At 73.9% G+C, this 24,803-nt stretch carries 2 protein-coding genes and 1 pseudogene; all 3 read right to left on the bottom strand.

Annotated elements, in window-relative coordinates:
- Positions 1-12,738, bottom strand: a 12,738-nt coding sequence (locus GA0115233_RS41085; RefSeq protein ID WP_093721359.1) for a type I polyketide synthase, incomplete at its 3' end; no start/stop codon positions are given.
- 105 nt (positions 12,739-12,843) lie between these two features.
- Entirely contained in the window at positions 12,844-13,923 is a 1,080-nt protein-coding gene (locus tag GA0115233_RS41780; protein ID WP_255310258.1) for a beta-ketoacyl reductase, read from the bottom strand.
- Positions 13,924-14,035: 112 nt separating this feature from the next.
- A pseudogene (locus GA0115233_RS41445) lies at positions 14,036-24,538 on the bottom strand (SDR family NAD(P)-dependent oxidoreductase); the annotation flags it as partial.
- Positions 24,539-24,803 lie beyond the last annotated feature (265 nt).

Here is a 24,803-nt window from a genome sequence, read left to right as displayed (position 1 = left end):
ACCCGTACCACCCGTCACCAACACCGACCCCCGCGGCCGCCACACGGAACCGTCACCGGCAGGCACGCGCTCCAACCGCCGCCCGAACACACCGGACGCCCGGACCGCGACCTGGTCCTCCTCCCCCAACCCGGCCAGCACAACCGCCAGTGCGGAACTCGCCTTCGCGTCAAGGGAGTCGGGGAGGTCGATGAGACCGCCCCAACGCCCGGGGATCTCCAGTGCGGCAACTCGCCCAAGGCCCCACACGGCGCCCTGGACAGGATCGGGCGCACCGTCGGCCCGGCTCACCGACACCCCGCCCCGCGTCGCGGCCCACAACGGCGCCGTCACCCCGGCATCGCCGAGCGCCTGAACGAGGGTGAGAGTGGCGGAGACGGCCGCAGGAGTGCCGTCGCACGCGCCGTCGGCGAGGGCGAGCAACGACACCACGCCCGCGACGGGCCCGATGCCCGCAAGGAGCCCTGCGACCGAGACTCGGTCCGCTCCGGTCGCCGAAGTCAGCAGTTCGACGTCGGCACCCGCGCTAGTCAGGGCGTCCCGGACCGACACGGCCCAGGGGTCCTCGGCGAGCCCGGCGGGGGCAACCAACAGCCAGCGCCCCTCCAACGTGGTACTGCGGCTCATCCCGCTTATTGGCTGCCAGCGCACCCGGTACCGGGACCGGTCGTACTCGGCCTGTTCCCGGCTCCGGCGGTGCCAGGAGGTCAGGGCGGGCAGTACCTGGCCCACCACCTCGGCCTCCAGGTCCAACTCCCCGGCCAGCGACTCCAGATCCTCGCGCTCGACCGCCTCCCAGAAACGGGCGTCGATCTCACCCGCACCGGTGGCCTTCTCCGTGCGTGTGGGGGCCGGCCAGTACGTCTCGTGCTGGAAGGCGTACGTCGGCAGAGGGACGGGGGCTGTCGTTGGGAGCTGGGCCGCCCAGTCCACGTCTGCCCCGTCGACGTGGAGGCGCGCCAGCGCGGTCAGCAAGGAGTCGGCTTCGGGGCGGTCCTTGCGCAGTACGGGTATCGCGGGTGCGGTCTCCTCCAGGCAGCCCTGGGTGAGCGCGGACAGGGTGCCGTCGGGGCCCAGCTCCAGGAAGCGGCCCACGCCTTGCTCCGCGAGTGCCTGTACCGCGTCGGCGAACCGCACCGTTGCCCGTACGTGCTGCACCCAGTAGTCCGGGGAGGTCAGCTCGTCGCCGGTGGCCTCCTCGCCGGTGACGGTGGAGATGATCTGCAGCTTCGGCTGCTCGTAGGTGAGGCTTTCGGCGACCTTGCGGAAGTCCGCGAGCATCGGTTCCATCAGCGGTGAGTGGAAAGCGTGGCTCACACGCAGGGCGGTGACCTTGCGGCCCTGCTCCCGGAAGCGGCTGAGAACCGAGTTCACAGCCTCCGCCGCGCCGGCGACGACCACAGCGTTGGGGCCGTTGACAGCGGCGATACCCACCTCGCCTGTGAGCAGAGGCAACACCTCGCCCTCCGAGGCCTGCACCGCCACCATCGCGCCGCCGTCAGGGAGCGCCTGCATCAACCGGCCCCGCGCGGCAACCAGCCTGCACGCATCCGCCAGCGACCACACCCCCGCCACATACGCGGCAGCGATCTCGCCGATGGAGTGTCCCGCGAGCACGTCCGGGCGGACGCCCAAGGACTCCAGCAGCCGGAACAGAGCCACCTCAAGCGCGAACAGCGCGGGCTGCGCGAACTCCGTGCGATTCAGCAGCTCCTGGTCCTCACCGAACACCACCTCCCGCAGCGGGCGCGTCAGCTCGGCGTCCAGGTGCGCGCATACGGCGTCGAAGGCATCGGCGAAGACGGGATACGCCTCGTACAACTCCCGCCCCATACCAAGCCGCTGTGAACCCTGCCCCGCGAACAGGAACGCGGTACGCACATCACGCCGAGCCAGGCCGTTGACCGAGTTCACAGCCACCTCACCCGAAGCCACAGCTACCAGGCCCCGCAGCAACTCCTCCCGATCGCCACCCCACACCACGGCCCGGTGCTCGAACAACGACCGCGACCGCACCAGCGACGACGCCACCCCCGCCAGAGACACACCCTCACCCGACGCGACGAACTCCGCCAACCGCCCCGCCTGCTCCCGCAGCGCCGCAGCCGTACGCCCCGACACCACCCACGGAACCAACCCGTCGACATCAACCGGGGTTTCGTCGACCGCATCCTCGACCGGCGCCTCCGCCAGCACCACGTGGGCGTTGGTACCGCTGACCCCGAACGCCGACACACCGGCGCGGCGGGTCCGTCCCTCGACGCCCGGCCAGTCCTGGGGCTCGGTCAACACCTCCACAGCCCCGGCCGACCAGTCGACGCGCGACGACAACTCGTCCACGTGCAGCGTGCGCGGCAAGACGCCATGCCGCAGCGCCAGCACCATCTTGATGACCCCGGCAACACCGGCCGCCGCCTGCGTGTGCCCGATGTTCGACTTCACCGACCCCAGCCACAACGGCCGTTCGTCAGGCCGGTCCTGCCCGTACGTGGCAAGCAACGCCTGCGCCTCGATCGGGTCACCCAGCGACGTGCCCGTGCCATGTGCCTCCACAGCATCCACGTCCGACGGCTTCAGCCCGGCACCCGCGAGCGCAGCCCGGATCACCCGCTGCTGCGACGGACCGTTCGGCGCCGTAAGGCCATTCGACGCACCGTCCTGGTTCACCGCCGAACCGGCGACCACCGCCAGCACCCGGTGCCCGAGGCGCCGAGCATCCGACAGCCGCTCCACAACCAGGACACCCACACCCTCGCCCCAGCCCGTACCATCGGCACCCTCCGCGAACGCCTTGCACCGGCCGTCAGCAGCCAACCCCCGCTGCCGCGAGAACTCCACGAACGCACCCGGCGTCGACATCACCGTCACACCACCGGCCAGCGCCAGATCACACTCACCCGCCCGCAGCGCCTGCACCGCCAGATGCAACGCAACCAGCGACGACGAGCAAGCTGTGTCGACGGTCACCGCCGGGCCCTCCAGACCCAGCACGTACGACACCCGGCCCGACAGCACCGACGCCGCACTACCCGTTCCGACGTACCCCTCCACATCCTCGTCCGAGGCGAGGAGCACTCCCGCGTAGTCCTGGCCGTTCGTCCCCGCGAACACCCCGGTACGGCTGCCCCGTAGACCCCGGGGAGCAATGCCCGCCCGCTCCAACGCCTCCCACGACGTCTCCAGCAGCAGCCTCTGCTGCGGATCCGCCGCCAGCGCCTCACGCGGGCTCATCCCGAAGAAGCCCGCGTCGAACCGGCCCGCCCCCTCAAGGAACGCGCCGACATCTACGTAACTCGTCCCAGGACGCCCGCCGTCGGGGTCGTACAGCGCGGACACATCCCAGCCGCGATCCGCAGGGAAGGGCCCCACCGCGTCCCCGCCCTCGGACAGCAGCCGCCACAGACCCTCCGGGTCGCTCACCCCACCCGGGAAGCGGCAAGCCATGCCCACGATGACCACAGGATCGTCCGAGGCAGTGACCGCACCCGCAGTCGTGGACTCCGACTCCCCGAGTTCGCCCAGCAGTTGCTCACGCAGATAGCGGGCCAGTGCCACGGGGGTCGGATAGTCGAACACGACCGTTGCCGCGAGGGGAACCCCCGTCGCCAGGGCCAGCGTGCCCCGTAGCTCGACGGCGGTCAGGGAGTCGACCCCCAGGTCGCGGAAGGCGCGCTCGGCGGGCACGGCGGAGGCACCGGAGTAACCGAGGACACCGGCCGCGCAGAGGCGGACCATTTCGAGCAGGACGCGTTCCTGCTCGGCCGGGGTCAGGCCGGTGAGCTGGTCGCGCAGGCCGGAACCGTCGCCTCGGCCGAAGCGTTCGGAGGCGGCGCCGGCATCCTCGACGGCGGCCCGGGCCTCGGGCAGCGACTCGATGAGAGGGCTGGGCCGGGTCATGGTGAACGGCGGCGCGTACTCCCCCCAGCGGATGTCGGCGACCATGACGGCGGCTGCCCTGGAGGCGCCGACCGCGCGTGCCAGGGCGAGGATGCCGAGGTCCGGCTGGAGGGGCAGGACGCCGCCCCGGTGCATGCGCCAGGCCACGACCTCCTCGTCCGCCATGCCGCCGTCCGCCCATGGGCCCCAGGCCACCGAGGTGGCGGACAGCCCGGCCGCGCGGCGGCGTTCGGCGAGGGCGTCGAGGAACGCGTTGGCGGCGGCGTAGTTGCCCTGACCGGTGGTGCCGAGGGTGCCGGCCATGGACGAGAAGAGGACGAAGGCGTCCAGGTCGCGGTCGCGGGTCAGCTCGTCCAGGTGCAGCGCGGCCAGGGCCTTCGCCCGCAGCACGCCCGCGAAGCGCTCCGGCGACAGCGCGTCGATCACACCGTCGTCCAGCACACCGGCCGTGTGTACGACGGCATCCACCGGATGCTCCGCCAGCAGCCCGGCCAACGCCTCACGGTCGGCCACGTCACACGCCACGACCGTCACCCGCGCGCCCGCCGACTCCAGCTCACCTCGCAGATCCGTCACGCCCGGCGCGTCCGGCCCTCGACGGCTCACCAACACCAGGTGCTCCGCGCCCTGTTCGGCCGCCCAACGCGCCACCCGCGCACCCAACGCACCGGTACCACCGGTCACGAGCACCGTGCCGCGCGGCTGCCAGGCCGCCCCGTCATCGGGGGCGACCCGCTCCAGCCGGCGCCCGAAGACACCCGAAGGCCGCACAGCCAGCTGATCCTCGGGGCCCGAGGACAGCAGCGCTGTCCTGAGGTGGGCCGTGGCGCGTCGGTCGAGCGTGTCGGGCAGATCGAGCAGACCGCCCCAGCGGTCCGGGTACTCCAGTGCCGCGACCCGGCCCAGGCCCCACACCGCAGCCTGCGCCGGATCCGGCGCGCCGTCCGAACGGCCCACCGACACCGCGCCCCGCGTCAGCGCCCAGACCCGGCCCTGGAAACCCACGTCCCCGGACGCCTGGAGCAGCGTTGCGACGACGGCGGGGCCGAGGGGCAGGCCCTGAGTGGCGGCGAGGTGGGTGAGGGCGAGTACGCCCCGGACAGGGTGATCCGCGGTCGCCGTGCGCAGCCGGTCGGCGAGGGCGGCGCGGTCCGTACGGTCGTTCTCGGTGAGTTCGAGGACTGCCACGCGGTCGGGGCCGCCGAGGGCGGTGACGACGGCGTCGGGGGCCGGGTCGCCGTCGGCGGGAGTGCCGGGCAGGAGGAGCAGCCAGCGGCTGTCGGCCGGTTCGTCGCCGCCGTCGGACGTGGTGGTGGCGGGCTGCCATGTCACCCGGTAGGACAGGGCGTCCACGGCGGTCTGCTGCCGCTGCCGCCTGCGCCAGGAGGCGAGGGCGGGAACCACGGTGCCGATCTCGTCGGCCGGTATGCCGAGGGTGTGGGTGAGGGTGTCGACGTCCTCGCACTCGACGGCCTCCCAGAACCGGTCGTCGACGGTGTCCGCCGCGGTGCGCCTGGCCGGGGCGTCGGGGGCGGTGCCGTCGAGCCAGTAGCGCTCGCGCTGGAAGGGGTACGTCGGCAGGTCGACGGCGGGGGCGCCGGGCGGGGCTCCGAAGGCGGGGGTCCAGTCGATGTCGACGCCGTGGACGTGGAGGCGGGCGAGCGCGTCGTAGAGGGCGGGGATCTCGGGGCGGTCCTTGCGCAGCGCGGGGACGAGCAGTGGGGCGGTGAGGGTGCCCGCGGCGGGGTCGTCGAGGCAGGCGCGGGCGAGGGCGGTGAGGGTGCCGTCGGCGCCGAGTTCGAGGTAGCGGGTGACGCCCTGTTCGCGCAGTCGTCGGATGTCGTCGGCGAAGCGGACGGGTTGACGGACGTGGGCGGTCCAGTAGCCGGCGGCGCACAGCTCGCCCGGGTCGGCGAGGGTGCCGGTGAGGTCGGAGACGATGGGAATGTGCGGCCGGTGGTAGGTGAGGCTCTCGGCGACGCGCAGGAAGTCCCGCAGCATCGGCTCCATCAGCGGTGAGTGGAAGGCGTGGCTGACGCGCAGCGCGGTGACCTTGCGGCCCTGCTCGCGGAAGTGCGCGGCCACGGATTCCACGGCCTCGGCGGCACCGGAGACGACAACGGCCCGAGGGCCGTTGACAGCCGCGATACCGACCCGCTCACCGATCAGGGGCAGTACCTCGTCCTCCGACGCCTCCACGGCGACCATGGCACCGCCCTCGGGCAGCGCCTGCATCAGCCGACCGCGCGCGGCGACCAGGCGGCAGGCGTCCTCCAGGGACCACACCCCGGCCACATGCGCGGCGGCGAGCTGGCCGATCGAGTGCCCGGCGAGGATGTCGGGGCGGATGCCCCAGGACTCCACCAGCCGGAACAGGGCGACCTCGAAGGCGAACAGGGCGGGCTGGGTGAACTCGGTACGGTTCAGGGTCGCTTCGTCGTCGCCGAAGACGATGTCGCGCAGGGAGCGGCCCAGTTGGTTGTCGAGGTGGGCGCAGGCGGCGTCGAAGGCGTCCGCGAACTCGGGGAAGGCGGCGTGCAGTTCGCGCCCCATGCCCAGCCGCTGGGAGCCCTGTCCGGCGAAGAGGAAGGCCACACCGCCCTCGGTGCCCGCCGTGCCGACGACGGCGGCGGGGAGCGGCTCGCCGCGGCCGACGGCATCAAGCGCGGCAAGGAGCCCGGCACGGTCGTCACCCATCACGACGGCCCGGTGCTCGAACAGGGACCGGGACGTGGCGAGGGCGTGACCGATCTGCGCGGGCGTCGCCTCGGGGTGGGCACGGAGATGCGCGGCGAGCCGGGTGGCCTGGGCGCGCAGGGCGGCGTCACTGCGCGCGGAGACGGTCCAGGGCACGAGATCGGCGGGGGGCCGCGGATCGGGTACGGGAAGACCGCCGTCGGCTTCTTCCAGGACGACGTGGGCGTTGGTGCCGCTGAGCCCGAACGCGGACACGGCGGCGCGGCGCGGACGGTCCTCCCCCACGGGCCATTCCCGGGCCTCGGTGAGGAGTTCGACGGCCCCGGCCGACCAGTCGACGTGGGACGTCGGTTCGTCCACGTGCAAGGTGCGCGGCAGCACCCCGTGCCGCATCGCCAGCACCATCTTCATCACGCCTGCCACACCGGCCGCGGCCTGCGTGTGCCCGATGTTCGACTTCACCGACCCCAGCCACAACGGCCGTTCACGGCCCTGCCCGTACGTCGCGAGCAGCGCCTGCGCCTCGATCGGGTCACCCAGCGTCGTCCCCGTACCGTGCGCCTCCACGGCGTCCACGTCAGCCGGGCTCAGCCCCGCCGACGCCAGCGCAGCCCGGATCACGCGCTGCTGCGAAGGACCATTGGGCGCCGTAAGACCATTCGACGCCCCGTCCTGGTTCACCGCCGAGCCCCGCACCACGGCGAGCACCCGGTGCCCGTTGCGCCGTGCGTCCGACAGCCGCTCCACGAGCAGGATGCCCACGCCCTCCGACCAGCCGGTGCCGTCCGCGTTCTCCGCGAACGCCTTGCACCGGCCGTCGGCGGCCAGGCCCCGCTGTCGGGAGAACTCCACGAAGACACCCGGCGTCGACATCACCGTCACACCGCCCGCGAGGGCGAGATCGCACTCGCCGTTGCGCAGTGCCTGCACCGCCAGGTGCAGGGCGACCAGCGACGACGAACAGGCGGTGTCGACGGTGAGCGCGGGCCCCTCCAGGCCGAGCGCGTAGGCGACGCGGCCGGAGGCGAGGCTGGCGGCGCTGCCGGTGAGCAGGTGGCCGCGTACGTCGTCGGGAACGTCGGTCAGGCCGGTGCCGTAGCCCTGGTGGCCGCAGCCGACGAACAGGCCGGTGCTGCTGCCGCGCAGGGAACGCGGGTCGAGCCCGGCGCGTTCGACGACTTCCCAGGACGCCTCCAGCAGCAGTCGCTGCTGCGGGTCCATCGCGACGGCCTCACGCGGGGAGATACCGAAGAACGCGGCGTCGAACTGCGTGGCGCCGTCGAGGAAGCCGCCCTCGTCGACGTAGCTGGTGCCCGGGCGGCGGGAGTCGGGGTCGTGGAGCGCCTCCAGGTCCCAGCCCCGGTCTGCGGGGAAGGCGGAGACGGCGTCGCCGCCGCTGCTGATCAGGTCCCACAGGTCCTCGGGCGAGCCGACCCGGCCGGGGTAACGGCAGGCCATGGCGACGATCGCGATGGGCTCGTCCTCGGCGGTGCCGCGCACCTGGGCGGTGACGGTGGGCAGGGTGCCGTCGTCGAGGACGTGCAGCAGGTGGTCGGCGAGGGCGACCGGGGTGGGGTGGTCGAAGACGAGGGTGGTGGGCAGGGGGAGACCGGTCGCGGTGGTGAGCAAGTTGCGCAGTTCGACGGCGGTGAGTGAGTCGAAGCCGCAGTCCTGGAACGCCCGGGTCGGCCGGATGCTCTCGAGTGTGGGGTGGCCGAGCGCGGTGGCGGCGCTCGTCCGGACCAGCTTGAGCAGCACCTGGCGGCGCTCGTCCGGCCCCAGCGGGGCGAGTTCGCCGCGCAGTCCCCCGCCGTGCGCGTCCTCCGTGGGGGCGAGGGCCTGTGCGGCCTCGGGGATACGGCTGAACAGGGCGCCGCCCGGCAGTCCGCGCCGCCCCTCCGCGATACGGGCCCAGTCGATGTCGGAGACCAGGGCCCAGGTGTCGTCGTGGGCGAGGACCCGGCCGAGGGCGATGAGCGCGGGCTCGGCCTCCATCGGGGTGAGGCCGCCGCGCCGCAGCCGGGCCAGGACAGCGGGGTCGTCGGCCATGCCGCCACCGGCCCACGGCCCCCACGCGACGGAGGTGGCGGGCAGCCCGGCGGCGCGGCGGGCGCGGGCCAGCGCGTCGAGGTGGGCGTTCCCGGCCGCGTAGCCGGCCTGCCCGGCAGCGCCGAGCGCACCGGCGATCGACGAGAACAGTACGAACGTCCGGACCTGTTCGCCGAGTTCGCGGGTGGCTTCGTCGAGGTTGGCGGCGGCGAGCAGCTTGGCGCGCAGGACGGTGGCGTACCGCTCGGGGTCCATGGCGGTGAGCGGGGCGTCGTCGAGGGCGCCCGCCATGTGCAGGACGGCAGTGAGGGGCCGGTCGGCGGGCAGGGAGGCGAGCAGCGCGTCCAGCGCGGCCCGGTCGGCGGGGTCGCAGGCGGCGACGGTGACCTCGGCGCCCAACTCCTCCAGTTCGCGGCGGAGTTCGTCGGCACCGGCGGCTTCGGGGCCGCGTCGGCTGACCAGGAGCAGGTGTTCGGCGCCCTGTCGGGCGAGGTGGCGTGCGACGTGGGCGCCGATGACGCCGGTTCCGCCGGTGATCAGGGTCGTGCCGGTGAGGCGCGGCTCGGGACGGTCGTCGTTGTCGTCGCGGACGACCCGGACGAGGCGGCGCGCGAACACTGCCGAGTCCCGCACGGCGAGTTCGTTGTCCTCGCCGTTCGTGCAGGCCACGAGCCGGGTCAGGGTCCGCTCGTCGAGGCGGGCGGGCAGGTCGAGGAGTCCGGCCCACAGGTCGGGGTGCTCGACGGCGACGGTACGGCCGAGGCCCCAGGTGGTGGCCTGCACGGGCCGGGTGAGCGGGTCGGCGGCACCGACGGACACCGCGGACCGCGTGGCCGCCCAGAGCCGCGCCCCGGTCCCCGACTCGGCGAGTGCCTGCACCAGCAGCGTGTTGAGGTGCAGACCGAGTGGCACCTCGTCGTGGGCGGGGTGCGGGGTCTCGGTCAGGGCGAGCAGGGACAGGACCGTCGTGGAGCTCTCCGACTCCCCGAGGGCGGCGGCGATGTGGGCCCGGTCGGCGTCGGGGGCGACGGGCAGGGTGCGCGCCTCGGCACCGGCTGCGACGAACGCCGAGGCGACGGCGGCCGCGGTCTCGGCGGCCTCCTCGTCGTCGGCACAGTAGGGCAGCAGCCACTCCCCGGTCGGCGAACCCTCCCGTACGTCCAGGGGAGTCCACATCTCGCGGTACTGCCAGGACGCGGCGGTGGAACGCCGCACACTGCTGTGGTGCCAGGCCGTCAACGCGGGCAGCACGGGCGCCAGGACATCGGGGTCCAGCGCCAGCCGCCCCGCCAACTCCCGTACGTCCCCCTTGCATACGGCCGCCCAGAACGCCGAGTCGACCGCCTCGCCCCGGCCGCCCTCGTCGTCGACGGTGGCGGCGACGTCGGCCAGCCAGTACCGCTGCCGCTGGAAGGCGTACGTCGGCAGGGCGACGGCCTTGGCACCGGGGAACAGCGCGGACCAGTCGGGAGTGAGGCCGGCGGCGTGCAGCGCGCCGACGGCGCTGAGCAAGGCGACCGGTTCCGGGCCCTCCTTGCGCAGCGCGGGCACGACGACGTGCTGCTCGACTTCCGGCGCCGCCGAAGGCAGCACGGCCTGCGCGAGCGCGGACAGGGTGCCGTCGGGGCCCAGTTCCAGGAAGCGGGCGGTGGTGTGGTCGTCGGCCAGGGTGCGTACGGCGTCGGCGTAGCGGACGGTGCGGCGGACGTGGTCGACCCAGTACTGGGGGGAGGTCAGCTCGTCGTCGGTGGCAGGGAGTCCGGTGACCGTGGAGACGACGGGGAGCCTGGGGCGGTCGTAGGTCAGGCTCGCAGCGACCTCACGGAACTCCGCGAGCATCGGTTCCATCAGCGGCGAGTGGAAAGCATGGCTCACACGCAGGGCGGTGACCTTGCGGCCCTGCTCCCGGAAGTGACTGACAACCGAGTTCACAGCCTCCGCCGCGCCCGCGACGACCACAGCGTTCGGGCCGTTGACAGCGGCGATACCCACCTCGCCTGTGAGCAGAGGCAACACCTCGCCCTCCGAGGCCTGCACCGCCACCATCACACCGCCCGCCGGAAGCGCCTGCATCAACCGGCCCCGCGCAGCAACCAGACGGCACGCATCCGCCAGCGACCACACCCCCGCCACATACGCGGCAGCGATCTCGCCGATCGAGTGTCCCGCGAGCACGTCCGGGCGGACGCCCAAGGACTCCAGCAACCGGAACAGAGCCACCTCAAGCGCGAACAGCGCGGGCTGAGCAAATTCGGTTCGCTGCAGCCGGTCCGCGTCCCCACCGAACACAACCGCCTTCAAATCAAAGGACAGTTCAGCATCCACCGCATCAAACGCAGCCGCGAAAACGGGATACGCCGCATACAACTCCCGCCCCATACCAAGCCGTTGCGACCCCTGCCCCGCGAACAAAAGCGCCGTACGCCCCCGCACCACCCCACCACGCACCACCCGCGCATGAGGCTCCCCCGCAGCCAACGCCCCCAGCCCCGACCGCAACTCGTCCCAGTCCGCACCCACCACCACCGCACGGTCCTCGAACACCGACCGAGTCGACGCCAGCGACCACCCCACATCAGCCACCGAACCCGGCACCCCACCAGCCACCGACTCCAGCAACCGCCCCGCCTGAGCCCGCAACGCCCCCTCACCCCGCGCCGACAACGGCCACACCACCACACCACCGAAACCACCCACAGCCTCGGCCCCGGCACCCGACTCAGCCGCCACCGACTCCAACACCACATGCGCATTGGTCCCGGAGATACCGAACGACGACACTCCCGCCCGGCGCGGCCTGCCCTCCGGGGTGTCCCACTCACGGTTCTCTGTAAGGAGTTCGACGGCCCCCGCCGACCAGTCGACATGCGACGACGGCGCGTCCACGTGCAGGGTCCGCGGCAGCACCCCGTGCCGCATCGCCAGCACCATCTTCATCACGCCCGCGACACCGGCGGCAGCCTGCGTGTGCCCGATGTTGGACTTCACCGACCCCAGCCACAACGGCCGTTCACGATCCTGCCCGTACGTCGCGAGCAGCGCCTGCGCCTCGATCGGGTCACCCAGCGTCGTCCCCGTACCGTGCGCCTCCACCGCGTCCACATCAGCAGCCGACAACCCCGCCGACGCCAACGCCGCCCGGATCACCCGCCGCTGCGAAGGACCATTAGGCGCCGTCAGACCGTTCGACGCCCCGTCCTGATTCACCGCCGAGCCCCGGATCACTGCCAGCACCGGATGCCCGTTGCGCCGTGCGTCGGACAGCCGCTCCAGGAGCAGCAGCCCCGCGCCCTCGCCCCACCCCGTACCGTCGGCGGCCTCCGCGAAGGGCTTGCAGCGGCCGTCGGTGGCCATGCCGCCCTGGCGGCTGAACTCGACGAAGGCGCCGGGGGTGGACATGACGGCGACGCCACCGGCGAGGGCGAGGGAACACTCCCCCGCGCGCAGGGCGTGCACCGCGAGGTGCAGGGCGACCAGGGACGAGGAGCAGGCCGTGTCCACGGTGACCGCGGGGCCCTCCAGGCCCATGGTGTAGGCGACGCGGCCGGAGACGACGCTGCCGGTGTTGCCGGTGAGGATGTGGCCCTCGACCTCTTCGGGGATGGCGCGCAGCCCGGATCCGTACTCCTGGTTGCTGGCGCCGACGAATACGCCGGTGCTGCTGCCGCGCAGGGCGGCGGGGGCGAGTCCGGCGCGTTCGACGGTCTCCCAGGCGACCTCCAGCAGGAGCCGCTGCTGGGGGTCCATGGCGAGGGCTTCGCGCGGGGAGATGCCGAAGAACGCGGCGTCGAAGCGGTCGGCGTCGCGGACGAAGCCGCCCTGGGCGGCGGCGCTGCCGCGGCCGTCGTCGTGCTGGAGCAGTGTGTCGAGGTCCCAGCCCCGGTCGGCGGGGAAGCCGGTCATTGCGTCGGTGCCGTCGGCGAGGAGTCGCCAGAAGTCCTCCGGGGTGTCGGCCCCGCCGGGCCAGCGGCAGGCCATGGCGACGATGGCGACGGGCTCGGTCCTCGCCTGCTCCAGCTGCTGGTTGGCCTTGCGCAGCCGTTCGTTCTCCCGCAGCGAGGCACGGAGGGCTTCGACGACTTTTTCGGAGGACATGCGCAGCTCCACACTTCGCACTTCGATGCGGTCACGGGCCGCACGGGGGCGGCCGGACTCCGGGCAGGGACTAGAACAGGGGCGGGACCGGGGGCGGGGGTGCCGTCAGTCGTCGGTGCCGAGGGCCATCCGGACCAGGTCGTCGACGTCCAGGTCGTCGACATCCACCCCGTCCGACAGGTCCGGCCCGTCCGACGGGTCCGACCCGTCCGGCGCCTCGGGCCGGTTCCCGTCGCGCTGGGCGGGTACGCCCGCGGAGGCGAGGGCCAGCAGGGTGTCCAGCAGGCCCGACTCGCGGAAGGTGGTGATCGGGATGGTCGTGAGCAGCTTCCGGATGGTCGCCTCGTCGGGCTCGCCCGCCGCCGGGACGGCCTCGGTCTCGTCGCCGCCCGCGAAGTGCTCGCGGCACAGGTGGTCGGCGAGGACGGCGGGGGTCGGGTAGTCGAAGACGAGTGTGGCGGGCAGCAGCACGCCGGTGGCGGAGTTCATCCGGTTGCGCAGTTCGACGGCGGTGAGCGAGTCGAAGCCGAGTTCCTTGAAGGACTGGTCGGGGTCGATGCGGGCCGCGGAGGTGTGGCCGAGGACGGCGGCGACCTGGCGGCAGACCTCCTCGGTCAGCCTGCGGTGCCGTTCGGCGGCGTTCAGGCGGCCGAGTTCCTCCGCGAGCCCCGGGCCGCCGGAAACCGCGGTGTCGGTGCTGAGGTCGCGGACCGTGCGCCGGACGCGGGCCAGGCCGGTCAGCAGGGGGTGCGCCGGGCCGTCGGCGCCGAGGCGGGCGGGGTCCACGGCCAGCGGGGCGAGGACGGCGTCCGGCCGGTCCAGTGCCTCGGTGAACAGCGCCAGGCCCTCCTTGGGGCTGAGCGGCGGCAGTCCGGCGCGTTCCATGCGCCGGATGTCGGCGTCGGTGAGGGTGCCGGTCATGCCGGTGACCTGGGACCAGGGGCCCCACGGCAGGGACAGGGCGGGCAGGCCGAGGGCGCGGCGGTGTGCGGCCAGCGCGTCCAGGAAGGCGTTGGCGGCGGCGTAGTTGGCCTGGCCGGGTGCGCCGAGGGTGCCGGCGACGGAGGAGAACAGGACGAACGCCGACAGGTCCCGGTCGCGGGTCAGTTCGTGCAGGTGGACGGCGGCGTCGAGCTTGGGCCGCAGTACGGCGTCCAGCCGCTCGGGGGTGAGCTGTTCGACCACGGTGTCGTCGAGGACTCCGGCGGCGTGCACGACGCCGGTCAGCGGGTGGGTGCCGGGCACACGGGGACAGGAGCGCGGCGGCCTGCTCGCGGTCGGCGAGGTCGGCGGCCTCGACGCACACCTCGGCGCCGAGGGCGCGCAGTTCGTCGGCGAGTTGCCCGGCGCCGTCGGCGTCGGGGCCGCGGCGGGAGGCGAGCAGCAGGTGGCGGGCGCCGTGTTCGGTGACGAGGTGGCGGGCGAGGAGCGCGCCCAGGCCGCCGGTGCCGCCGGTGATCAGGACGGTGCCGTCCGGGTCGAGGGGTGCGGGCATGGTGAGGACGACCTTGCCGATGTGGCGGGCCTGCGACATGTGGCGGAACGCGGCGGGGGCGTGGCGGACATCCCAGGGAGTGACGGGCAGCGGGGTGAGGATCCCGGCCTCAAACAGGTCGACGAGGGCGGTGAGCATCTCCCCGATGCGGTCGGGTCCGGCCTCGACGAGGTCGAAGGCGCGGTACTGGACCCCGGGGTGGGCGGTGGCGACCTCGTCGGCGTCGCGGACATCGGTCTTGCCCATCTCCAGGAAGTGTCCGCCGTGCGGCAGGAGCCGCAGGGAGGCGTCCACGAACTCCCCGGCGAGGGAGTCGAGTACGAGGTCGACGCCACGGCCCGCGGTGGCCTCGCGGAAGGCGTCCTCGAAGGCGAGGTCGCGGGAGGAGGCGATGTGGGTGTCGTCGAGTCCTGCGGCGCGCAGGGTGCCCCACTTGGCGGGGCTGGCGGTCGCGTACACCTCGGCGCCGAGGTGGCGGGCGAGTTGGGTGGCGGCCATGCCGACGCCGCCCGCCGCCGCGTGCACGAGGACCCGCTGTCCCGGTTCGACGCGGCCGAGGTCGACGAGGGCGTAGTAGGCGGTGAGGAACACGATCGGCACGGTCGCGGCCTGGGCGTACGTCCAGCCGTCGGGGATCCGGGCCACGGTGCGGGCGTCGGCGACGGCGACGGGGCCGTAGGCGGAGGGGAACATGCCGAGTACGCGGTCGCCGACCTCGAACCCGGTGACGCCGGGGCCGGTCTCGGTGACGACGCCCGCGCCTTCCAGGCCGAAGTCGCGTGCCGGGCCGGGGTACATGCCGAGGGCGTTGAGGACGTCCCGGAAGTTGACACCGGCGGCGCGCACGGCGATGCGTATCTCGCCTTCCTCCAGCGGGCGTTCGGCGTCTGCGGCCGGGACGAGTTCCAGTCCGTCGAGGGTGCCCTTGCGGACCGTGTCGAGCCGCCAGGGGCGGGTGCCGGTGCCGTGCGGCGGGCGCAGGGCGGCCGTCTCGTCGGCGCGGGCGAGGCACGGGGTGTGCACCGTGCCGTCGCGCAGGGCGAGTTGGCCGGCGTCGGTGCGGGCGAGCGCGGCCGGCAGTGCGGCGAGGGAGTCGGTGTCGGTATCGAGGAGGACGAACCGTCCGGGGTGTTCGGACTGGGCGGAGCGCACCAGGCCCCAGGCCGCCGCGGCGGCGGGGCGTACCGAGGCGCCGTCGGCCGTGACGGCCGCGCGTGTCACGAACACCAGTCGCGTCGAGGCGAGTTCGGGCTCCGCGAGCAGTCGCTGTACGAGGGTCAGGGCGCGCTGGGCCGCGCTGTGTCCGGCGTGGTCCAGCCCCTCGGCCTCGGTGGGGAGGGCGGCGAGCAGGGTGCCGTGGGTATCGCCGAGGTCGTCGGTGACATGGACGGTGACCCCGGCGGCGGCGAGGTCGGCGGCGAGCGCGCGCCCCTCTTCGTCGCCGAGCACGGTGAGAGGCGCTGCGACGGACCGGTCCGTCTGGTGCGGCTGCCAGTCGAGCCGATACAGGTCGCCCGCACCCCGGTCGGGGCGGGCGCGCAGTGCGTCGGGGTCGACGGCGCGCAGGGTGAGGGTCCCGACGGAGGCGACGGACCGGCCGTCGGGGTCGGCGAGTTCCAGGGTCACGGCGTCCTGTTCGCGCAGGGTGAGCCGGACGCGCAGGGCCGTGGCGCCGGTGGCGTGCAGGGTGACGTCGCGCCAGGAGAACGGCAGCCTGCCCGGTGCGGAGTCGTCCAACGGCAGCAGCGCGGTGGCGTGCAGGGCCGCGTCGAGGAGGGCGGGGTGGACGCCGTAGCGGGGGGCGTCGGTGTGCGCCTGTTCGGGCAGGGCGATCTCGGCGTACACCTCGGTGCCGGTCCGCCAGGCGCGGCGCAGGCCCTGGAAGACGGGACCGTAGCCGAATCCGGCGTCGGCGAGCCGGTCGTAGAGGTCCTCGACGGCGAGTTCCTCGGTGTCCGCCGGCGGCCAGTCGGTGAGCGGCGCCTCGGGTTCGGGGCGGGCGTCGGTGCCGAGGAGCCCGTCGGCGTGCAGGGTCCACGGCCGGTCGGGGGCGGCGCCTACGGGGCGGGTGTGGACGCCGATGCGGCGGTTTCCGTCGGTGTCGGGCGCGCCGATCCGCACCTGGAGGGCGAGGGCCTGGCCGGGGGCGAGGGGAAGCGGTTCCAGCAGGGTCAGTTCGGTGACGCGGTCGCAGCCCGCGCGGGCCCCGGCGAGCAGGGCGAGGTCGAGGTGGGCGGTGCCGGGCAGGATCGCGGTGCCGCCGACGGCGTGGTCGGCGAGCCAGGGCTGGTCGGTGAGGGAGAGGCGGCTGGTGAACACGTACTCGTCGGTGTCGGCGAGATCGACGCGGGCACCGAGCAGCGGGTGCCCGGCGTCGGCGAGTCCGGCGGCGGCGAGGTCCCCGGCCCGGTCGCGGGCGCCGGGCCAGTAGCGCTGCCGCTGGAAGGGGTAGGTGGGCAGGTCGACGACGCGTCCGGAGCCGGGTGCGGCGGCGGTCCAGTCGATGTCGATTCCGTGAACGTGGGCGCTCGCGAGACCGGAGAGCAGGCTGTCGGTCTCGGGGCTGCCGGTCCGCTGGAGGGCGACGGCGGCGCAGCGGTCGGGGGCGGTGACGGCGTCGGCGGTGAGCGCGGTGAGCGTGCCGTCGGGGCCGATCTCCAGGTAGCGGCCGACGCCCGCGTTCTCCAGGGCGCGTACGCCGTCGTGGAAGCGGACCGTCCGGCGCACGTGGCGTACCCAGTACTCGGGGTCGGTGAGTTCGGCGGCGGTGGCGGGGCGGCCGGTGATGTCGGAGACGACGGGGAGGACCGGCTCACGGTAGGTGCGGGTGGCGGCGACCTCGCGGAAGTCGTCCAGCATGGGTTTCATCAGCGGCGAGTGGAAGGCGTGGCTGACGCGCAGCCGACGGGTGCGCCGGCCCTCGGACGCGAACCGCGATGCCAGCCCGAGTACGGCCGTCTCCTCGCCGGAGACGACGACCGAGCGGGGGCCGTTGACGGCGGCGATGCCGACGCCGCGTGTGAGGAGCGGACGGACCTCTTCCTCGGTGGCCTGGAGGGCGGCCATGGCGCCGCCGTCGGGCAGGGCGTCCATCAGGCGGGCGCGGGCGGCGACGAGCGTGCAGGCGTCGGACAGGGACAGCACCCCGGCGGCGTGTACGGCGGCCAGCGAGCCGATGGAGTGGCCGAACAGGTAGTCGGGGGTCACGCCGAAGGAGCGCACGAGGCGGTACAGGGCGACCTCGAAGGCGAACAGGGCGGGCTGCGCGTGGCCGGTGCGGTCCAGCAGGTGCCCGGCGTCACCGAGGACGGCCTCGCGCAGGGACGTGCCGAGGACATCGGCGCCGAACCGGTCGCACACCTCGTCGAAGGCTTCGGCGAACACCGGGAACGCGGCGTGCAGTTCGACGCCCATACGGGGGCGCTGGGAGCCCTGCCCGGTGAACAGGAACGCGGTGCGGGCGGAGCGCGGCGCGGCGGAGGGCTCGACGGAGGTGGCGAGCTGGGTGAGGTCGGTGAGCAGGTCGTCGCGGTCCCGGCCGAGCAGTACGGCCCGGTGCTCGAACGGGGTGCGGGTGGCGGCCAGGGAGTGGCCGATGTCGGCGGCGGACAGCTCCGGGTGCCTCCGCAGATGCTCGGCGAGCCGCGCGGCCTGCGCGCGCAGCGCCTCCGGGGTGCGTGCGGCGAGCGGCCAGGCGAGCAGCCCGTGCGTGACGGCGGGGGCGGGCGCGTCCCCGCCGGTCGGTGCCGGCAGTGCCTCTTCGAGGATGACGTGGGCGTTGGTGCCGCTGAACCCGAAGGACGAGACACCGGCACGGCGCGTACGCCCCTGCGTGTGCGGCCACTCGACCGGCTCGGTCAGCAGCCGTACCGCTCCGGAGCCCCAGTCGACATGGCTGGAGGGCCGGTCGGCGTGCAGGGTGCGCGGGAGCGTCCCGTGCCGCAGCGCGAGGACTGCCTTGATGACCCCGGCGACTCCGGCGGCGGCCTGGGTGTGCCCGACGTTGGACTTCACCGACCCCAGCCACAGGGGCTGTTCGCGGTCCTGGCCGTAGGTCGCGAGGAGGGCCTGGGCCTCGATGGGGTCGCCGAGGACGGTGCCGGTGCCGTGTCCCTCGACGGCGTCCACGTCGGCGGGCCGCAGCCCGGCGTCGGCGAGGGCGGCCCGGATGACGCGTTCCTGCGAGGGGCCGTTGGGCGCGGTGAGCCCGTTGGAGGCGCCGTCGGAGTTGATCGCGCTGCCCCGGACGACGGCCAGGACGCGATGGCCGTTGCGGCGGGCGTCGGACAGCCGCTCGACCAGCAGCACGCCCGCGCCCTCGCCCCAGCCGGTGCCGTCGGCGTCGTCCGCGTACGCCTTGCAGCGCCCGTCGGGCGCGAGTCCGCGCTGGCGGGAGAACTCCAGGAACGCGGCCGGGGTCGACATCACGGTCACGCCCCCGGCGAGCGCGAGGTCGCACTCCCCCGCGCGCAGCGCCCGTACCGCCCAGTGCAGGGCGACCAGGGAGGACGAGCAGGCGGTGTCGACAGTGACGGCCGGGCCCTCCAGGCCGAGGGTGTAGGCGATACGGCCCGAGACGACACTGGCGGCGTTGCCGGTGCCGAGATAGCCGTCCACGTCCGCCGCCGAGGCACGCAACAGGGTGGTGTAGTCCTGGCCGTTGGTACCGGCGAAGACACCGGTCCGGGAGCCGCGCAGGGTACGCGGGTCGACTCCGGCGCGCTCCACGGCCTCCCAGCAGACCTCCAGCAGCAGCCGCTGCTGCGGGTCCATGGCGAGGGCCTCGCGGGGCGAGATCCCGAAGAACGCGGGGTCGAACCGGTCGACGCCGTCGAGGAAACCACCGGTGCAGGTGTAACTGGTGCCCTCGTGACCGGGGTCGGGGTGGTAGAGCGAGCCCACGTCCCAGCCGCGGTCGGCGGGGAAGTCGGTCAGTCCGTCGGCCCCGGAGGCGAGCAATTCCCACAGCGCCTCGGGGGTGTCGGCGCCGCCGGGCAGGCGGCAGGCCATGCCGACGATCGCGATGGGCTCGTCGGCGGCGCGCGCACCGCGCGAGCGATCACGGTCGGCGCGGGTGCCGCCGCTCAGGCTGCGCAGCAGGTGGGCGGCGAGCGCGGCCGGGGTGGGGTGGTCGAAGGCGACGGTGGGGGCGAGCTTGAGACCGGTGCGCCGTTCCAGGGCGTTGCGCAGGTCGACCGCCATGAGCGAGTCGAACCCGAGGTCCCGGAAGGCGCGTTCGGGGTCGGCGGCCGGGGTGTCGCCGCTGCGGCCGAGGACGGCGGCGATCTCCGTCTGGAGCAACCGCAGGACGGCGGCGGGCCGTTCGGCCTCGGGCAGCACCGCGAGCGTCCGGGCGAACCGTCCGCCCGCTCGCGCGGCGGCGGTACGGCGGACCGGGGCGGCGGGGTCGCGCAGCAGCGCGGGAACGGGCGTGGCGGCGGCGCGTGCGGCGGCGAGGTCGAGCCGGACCGGCAGGACCACGGCCCGCTCCTGGGCGAGGGCACGGTCGAGGAGGGCGACGGCGTCCTCGGTGGGCAGGGCGGCGACACCCGCGCGGGCCATACGGCCCCGGTCGGCGGCGCCGAGCCCTGAGGTCATGCCGCTGTCCTCGGCCCACATCCCCCAGCCGAGCGCCCACGCGGGGCGGCCCTGGGCGCGCAGGGTGGCCGCCAGCGCCTCCAGGAAGGCGTTGGCGGCGGCGTAGTTGCCCTGACCGGGCCCGCCGAAGGTGGCGGCCGCGGAGGAGAACAGCACGAAGGCCGACAGGTCCAGATCGCGGGTGAGCCGCTCCAGGTGGACGGCCGCGTCGACCTTGGGGCGCAGTACGGCCGACAGCCGCTCGGGGGTGAGGGTGCCGATCACGCCGTCGTCGATGACACCGGCGGCGTGGAAGACGGCCCCGAGCGGGTGTGCCTCGCCCACCCCGGCCAGCAACTCGGCCAGCGCCTCCGGGTCCGCGACGTCGCAGGCCGTGATCGTCACCTCGGCACCGGCCGCTTCGAGGGAGGCCCGCAGCGCGTCGGCGCCGGGAGCGGCGGGGCCGCGGCGGCCGGCGAGCAGCAGGTGCCGTACCCCGTGGACGGCCACCAGATGCCGGGCGACGGCGGCGGCGACGGGACCGCCCGCACCGGTGACGAGCACGGTCCGCCCGGGGTCGAGGACGGGCGCGGAGGTCTCCGCACCGGCGCGGTGGCGGACGAGCCGGGCGCCGTACGCGCGTCCGGCGCGCAGGGCGATCTCGGTCTCGCCGTCGTCGAGGGCGGCCACGGCGGCGCCCGCGAGAACGTCGTCCGTCACCGCGCCGTCGGTGTCGACGAGGAGCAGCCGCCCCGGGTCCTCCGACTGGGCGGACCGCACCAGACCGCGCACGGCGGCGGCAGCGAGGTCCGTGACCGTCTCGCCTTCCCGGACGCAGGCGGCGTTCTGGGTGACCAGGACCAGCCGGGTTCCGGCGGTCCGCTCGTCGGCGGTCCAGCGCCGCAGCAGATCCAGGGTGCGGCCGGTCATCTCGTGCACGGCGCCCGGGAGTTCGGCGTCGCAGCCGCGTACGAGCAGGAGCACCGCGTCGGGCACGGTGTCGTCGAGGGCGGCGAACAGGGCGTCCGGGTCCGGGCAGTGGAGGGCGTTCACGGGCCCGGCCGCTGCCGGAAGTTCGGCCCACTCGACGGCGAACAGGTCGTCGCGGGCCGCGGCTTCGGCAACCGGGAGCGGCAGCTCGGCGGCAGGGGTCTGCGTGACTTCGCCGACCGTGGCGACCGTGGCGCCCGTGTCGTCGGCCAGGTCCAGACGCAGTCCGCCGTCGGCGAGCGGGCGCACCCGGATACGCAGCGCCTCCGCGCAGGTGGCGTGCAGGGTGACGTCCCGCCATGCCACGGCCACCGCCCCGGCCCGGCCCAGGGCAGGGGCCGCGTGGAGGGCGGCGTCCAGCAGCACCGGGTGCAGGGCGACCCGCAGCGCGTCGGCCCGCAGTTCCTCCGGTACGACGGCCTCGGCGTACACCTCGTCCCCCGCACGCCATACGGCGGTCAGCGCCCGGAACGCGGCGCCGTGACCGAGTCCGGCGTCCCGCGCCTCCTCGTACAGGGCGTCAATCTCGGAGGCGTCCAGTTCCTCGGCGCCGGCGGGCGGCCGTACCTCGGCGTCGGCGGGCGGCCGTACCTCGGAGTCGTCCGCCGGTGCGGGGGCGGCGGGTGCGAGCAGGCCCTGTGCGTGACGGGTCCAGTCGTCGCCCTCGGCGCCCGCCGGACGGGAGTGGCAGGTGAACGCCCTGGTGCCGTCGTCACCCGGCGCGTCCAGAACGACCTGCAGCTCGACGGCCGCACCGTCGTCAAGGACGAGTGCCTGGTCCTGGTCGAGCGAGACGACGTGGTCGCAGCCGACGCGGGCGCCGAGGTGCAGGGCGAAGTCGAGGAGGGCGGCCGTCGGCAGCACGGCCCGGCCGGCGACGGTGTGGTCGGCCAGCCAGGGGTGACTGCGGGTCGACAGAACACCGGTGGAGACAAGCGCGGACGAGTCGGCAAGGGTCACGACGGACCCCAGCAGCGGGTGTCCCCCGGTGCTGCGCCCGCCGGGCACGGGGTCCAGCCAGTACCGGCGGCGCTGGAAGGCGTACGTGGGCAGGGCGACGGTCTTCGCCTCGGGGAACAGCGCGGACCAGTCGGGGGTGACCCCGTGCACGTGGAGGGTGCCGACCGCGCCGAGCAGCGCCACCGGCTCCGGGCCCTCCTTGCGCAGCGCGGGCACGACGACCTGCGTATCACCGTCGAACATCGACCGGGCGAGCACGGTGAGCGTTCCGTCGGGGCCCAGTTCCAGGAACCTGGTCGCCTTGTGCTCGGCCAGGGTGCGGAGGGCGTCGGCGTAGCGGACGGTGCGGCGGACGTGGTCGACCCAGTACTCGGGGGAGGTCAACTCCTCGTCCGTGGCCTGGAGTCCGGTGACCGTGGAGACCAGGGGGAGCCTGGGGCGGTCGTAGGACAGGCTGGCAGCGACCTCGCGGAAGTCCGCGAGCATCGGTTCCATCAGCGGTGAGTGGAAAGCGTGGCTCACACGCAGGGCGGTGACCTTGCGGCCCTCGGAACGGAAATGGCTGACAACCGAGTTCACAGCCTCCGCCGCGCCCGCGACGACCACAGCGTTCGGCCCGTTGACAGCGGCGATACCCACCCCGCCTGTGAGCAGAGGCAACACCTCGCCCTCCGAGGCCCGCACCGCCACCATCGCGCCCCCGTCCGGAAGCGCCTGCATCAGACGGCCGCGCGCGACGACAAGCTTGCACGCATCCGCCAGCGACCACACCCCCGCCACATACGCGGCAGCGATCTCACCGATCGAGTGCCCCGCGAGCACGTCCGGCCGCACACCCCACGACTCCAGCAACCGGAACAGCGCCACTTCCAGCGCGAACAGCGCGGGCTGCGCGAACTCCGTCCGATTCAGAGACTCCGCGTCCCCGCCGAACACAACCGCCTTCAAATCAAAGGGCAGTTCAGCATCCACCGCATCAAACGCAGCCGCGAAGACGGGATACCCCTCATACAACTCCCGCCCCATACCCACCCGCTGCGAGCCCTGCCCCGCGAACAAAAACGCCGTACGCCCCCGCACCACCCCACCACGCACCACCCGCGCATGAGGCTCCCCCGCAGCCAGCGCCCCCAGCCCCGACCGCAACTCGTCCCAGTCCGCACCCACCACCACCGCACGGTCCTCGAACACCGACCGCGTCGACGCCAGCGACCACCCCACATCAGCCACCGAACCCGGCACCCCACCAGCCACCGACTCCAGCAACCGCCCCGCCTGAGCCCGCAACGCCCCCTCACCGCGCGCCGACAACGGCCACACCACCACACCACCGAAACCACCCACAGCCTCGGCCCCGGCACCCGACTCAGCCGCCACCGACTCCAACACCACATGCGCATTGGTCCCGGAGACCCCGAACGCGGAGACGCCCGCCCGCCGGGGACGATCCTCGGAAGTCGTCCAGTCCCGGGCCTCGGTGAGGAGCTCCACGGCCCCCGCCGACCAGTCGACATGCGACGACGGCGCGTCCACGTGCAGGGTCCGCGGCAGCGTCCCGTGCCGCATGGCCATGACCATCTTGATCACGCCGCCGACACCGGCCGCGGCCTGTGTGTGTCCGATGTTGGACTTCAACGAGCCGAGATACAATGGCTGTTCGCGGTCCTGCCCGTACGTGGCGAGGAGGGCTTGCGCCTCGATCGGGTCGCCGAGCGTCGTCCCCGTACCGTGCGCCTCCACCGCGTCCACATCAGCGGCCGACAACCCCGCCGACGCCAACGCCGCCCGGATGACGCGCTGCTGCGAGGGTCCGTTCGGGGCCGTGAGGCCGCTGCTCGCGCCGTCCTGGTTGACGGCGCTCCCCCGGATCACGGCCAGCACGGGGTGGCCGTTGCGGCGGGCGTCGGACAGCCGCTCCAGGAGGATCAGGCCCGCGCCTTCGCCCCAGCCCGTGCCGTCCGCGCCCTCCGCGAAGGACTTGCAGCGGCCGTCGGGGGACAGGCCGCGCTGGCGGCTGAACTCGGTGAAGGTGACCGGGGTGGACATGACGGCGACGCCGCCCGCGAGGGCGAGGGAGCACTCCCCCGCGCGCAGCGCCCGGCAGGCCAGGTGCAGGGCGACCAGGGACGACGAGCAGGCGGTGTCGACGGTGACGGCGGGGCCCTCCAGGCCGAGGGTGTAGGAGACGCGGCCGGAGGCGATGCTCCCGGCGCTGCCGTTGCCGATGAAGCCTTCGAGGCCGGGCGGGGGCGCGTCAAAGCGGGAGCCGTAGTCGTTGTACATGACACCGACGAACACGCCCGTGGAGCTGCCGCGCAGGCTGCCCGGGGCGAGGCCGGCGCGCTCCAGTGCCTCCCAGGAGATCTCCAGCAGGAGGCGCTGCTGCGGGTCGGTGCCCAGGGCCTCGCGCGGGGACATGCCGAAGAAGTCGGGGTCGAAGTCGGCGGCGTCGTGCAGGAAGCCGCCCTCCCGGGTGTAGCAGGTGCCGGGATGCTCGGGGTCGGGGTGGTAGAGCGAGTCGACGTCCCAGCCGCGGTCCTCGGGGAAGGGGGTGATGGCGTCGCGGCCGTCGGCGACGAGGCGCCACAGGTCCTCGGGGGTGCGTACCCCGCCGGGGTAGCGGCAGGCCATGGACACGATGGCGATGGGCTCGTGGTCCTTGGCCTCCAGCTCGCGCACCCGGGTGGTGGTGCGGTGCAGGTCGGCGGTGACGCGCTTCAGGTACTCGCGCAGGCGGTCCTCACGTACGCGGTCCTCGCGCAGGCGGTCTTCGCTCACAGCTCGGCCCCCAGCTTCGGGTCGGGGTCGCGCACCACGGCGGACCCGGCCGACGGCAGGGCCGCTGCGCTCGGGACGGTAGACAACACCGGATCTCCTCAGGCTCGGACACCCACGCGGTCCGCATGGCTTTTCGAAAACGTCGAGCACATCGAACGCGTCGAACAGATCGACCTCGTCGAGCTCGTCGAACCCGGTCAAGTCTGGGGGCGCGCACGGCGTCGACGGCCGCCCGACCTCCGACTCTGAAAAATCCCCTAGTTGC

This window comes from Streptomyces sp. DI166 (genome assembly GCF_900091315.1).
Lineage (GTDB): Bacteria > Actinomycetota > Actinomycetes > Streptomycetales > Streptomycetaceae > Streptomyces > Streptomyces fuscus.
Note: the sequence above shows the minus strand (reverse complement) of the source record. Positions and strands in the feature narration are given on the sequence as shown.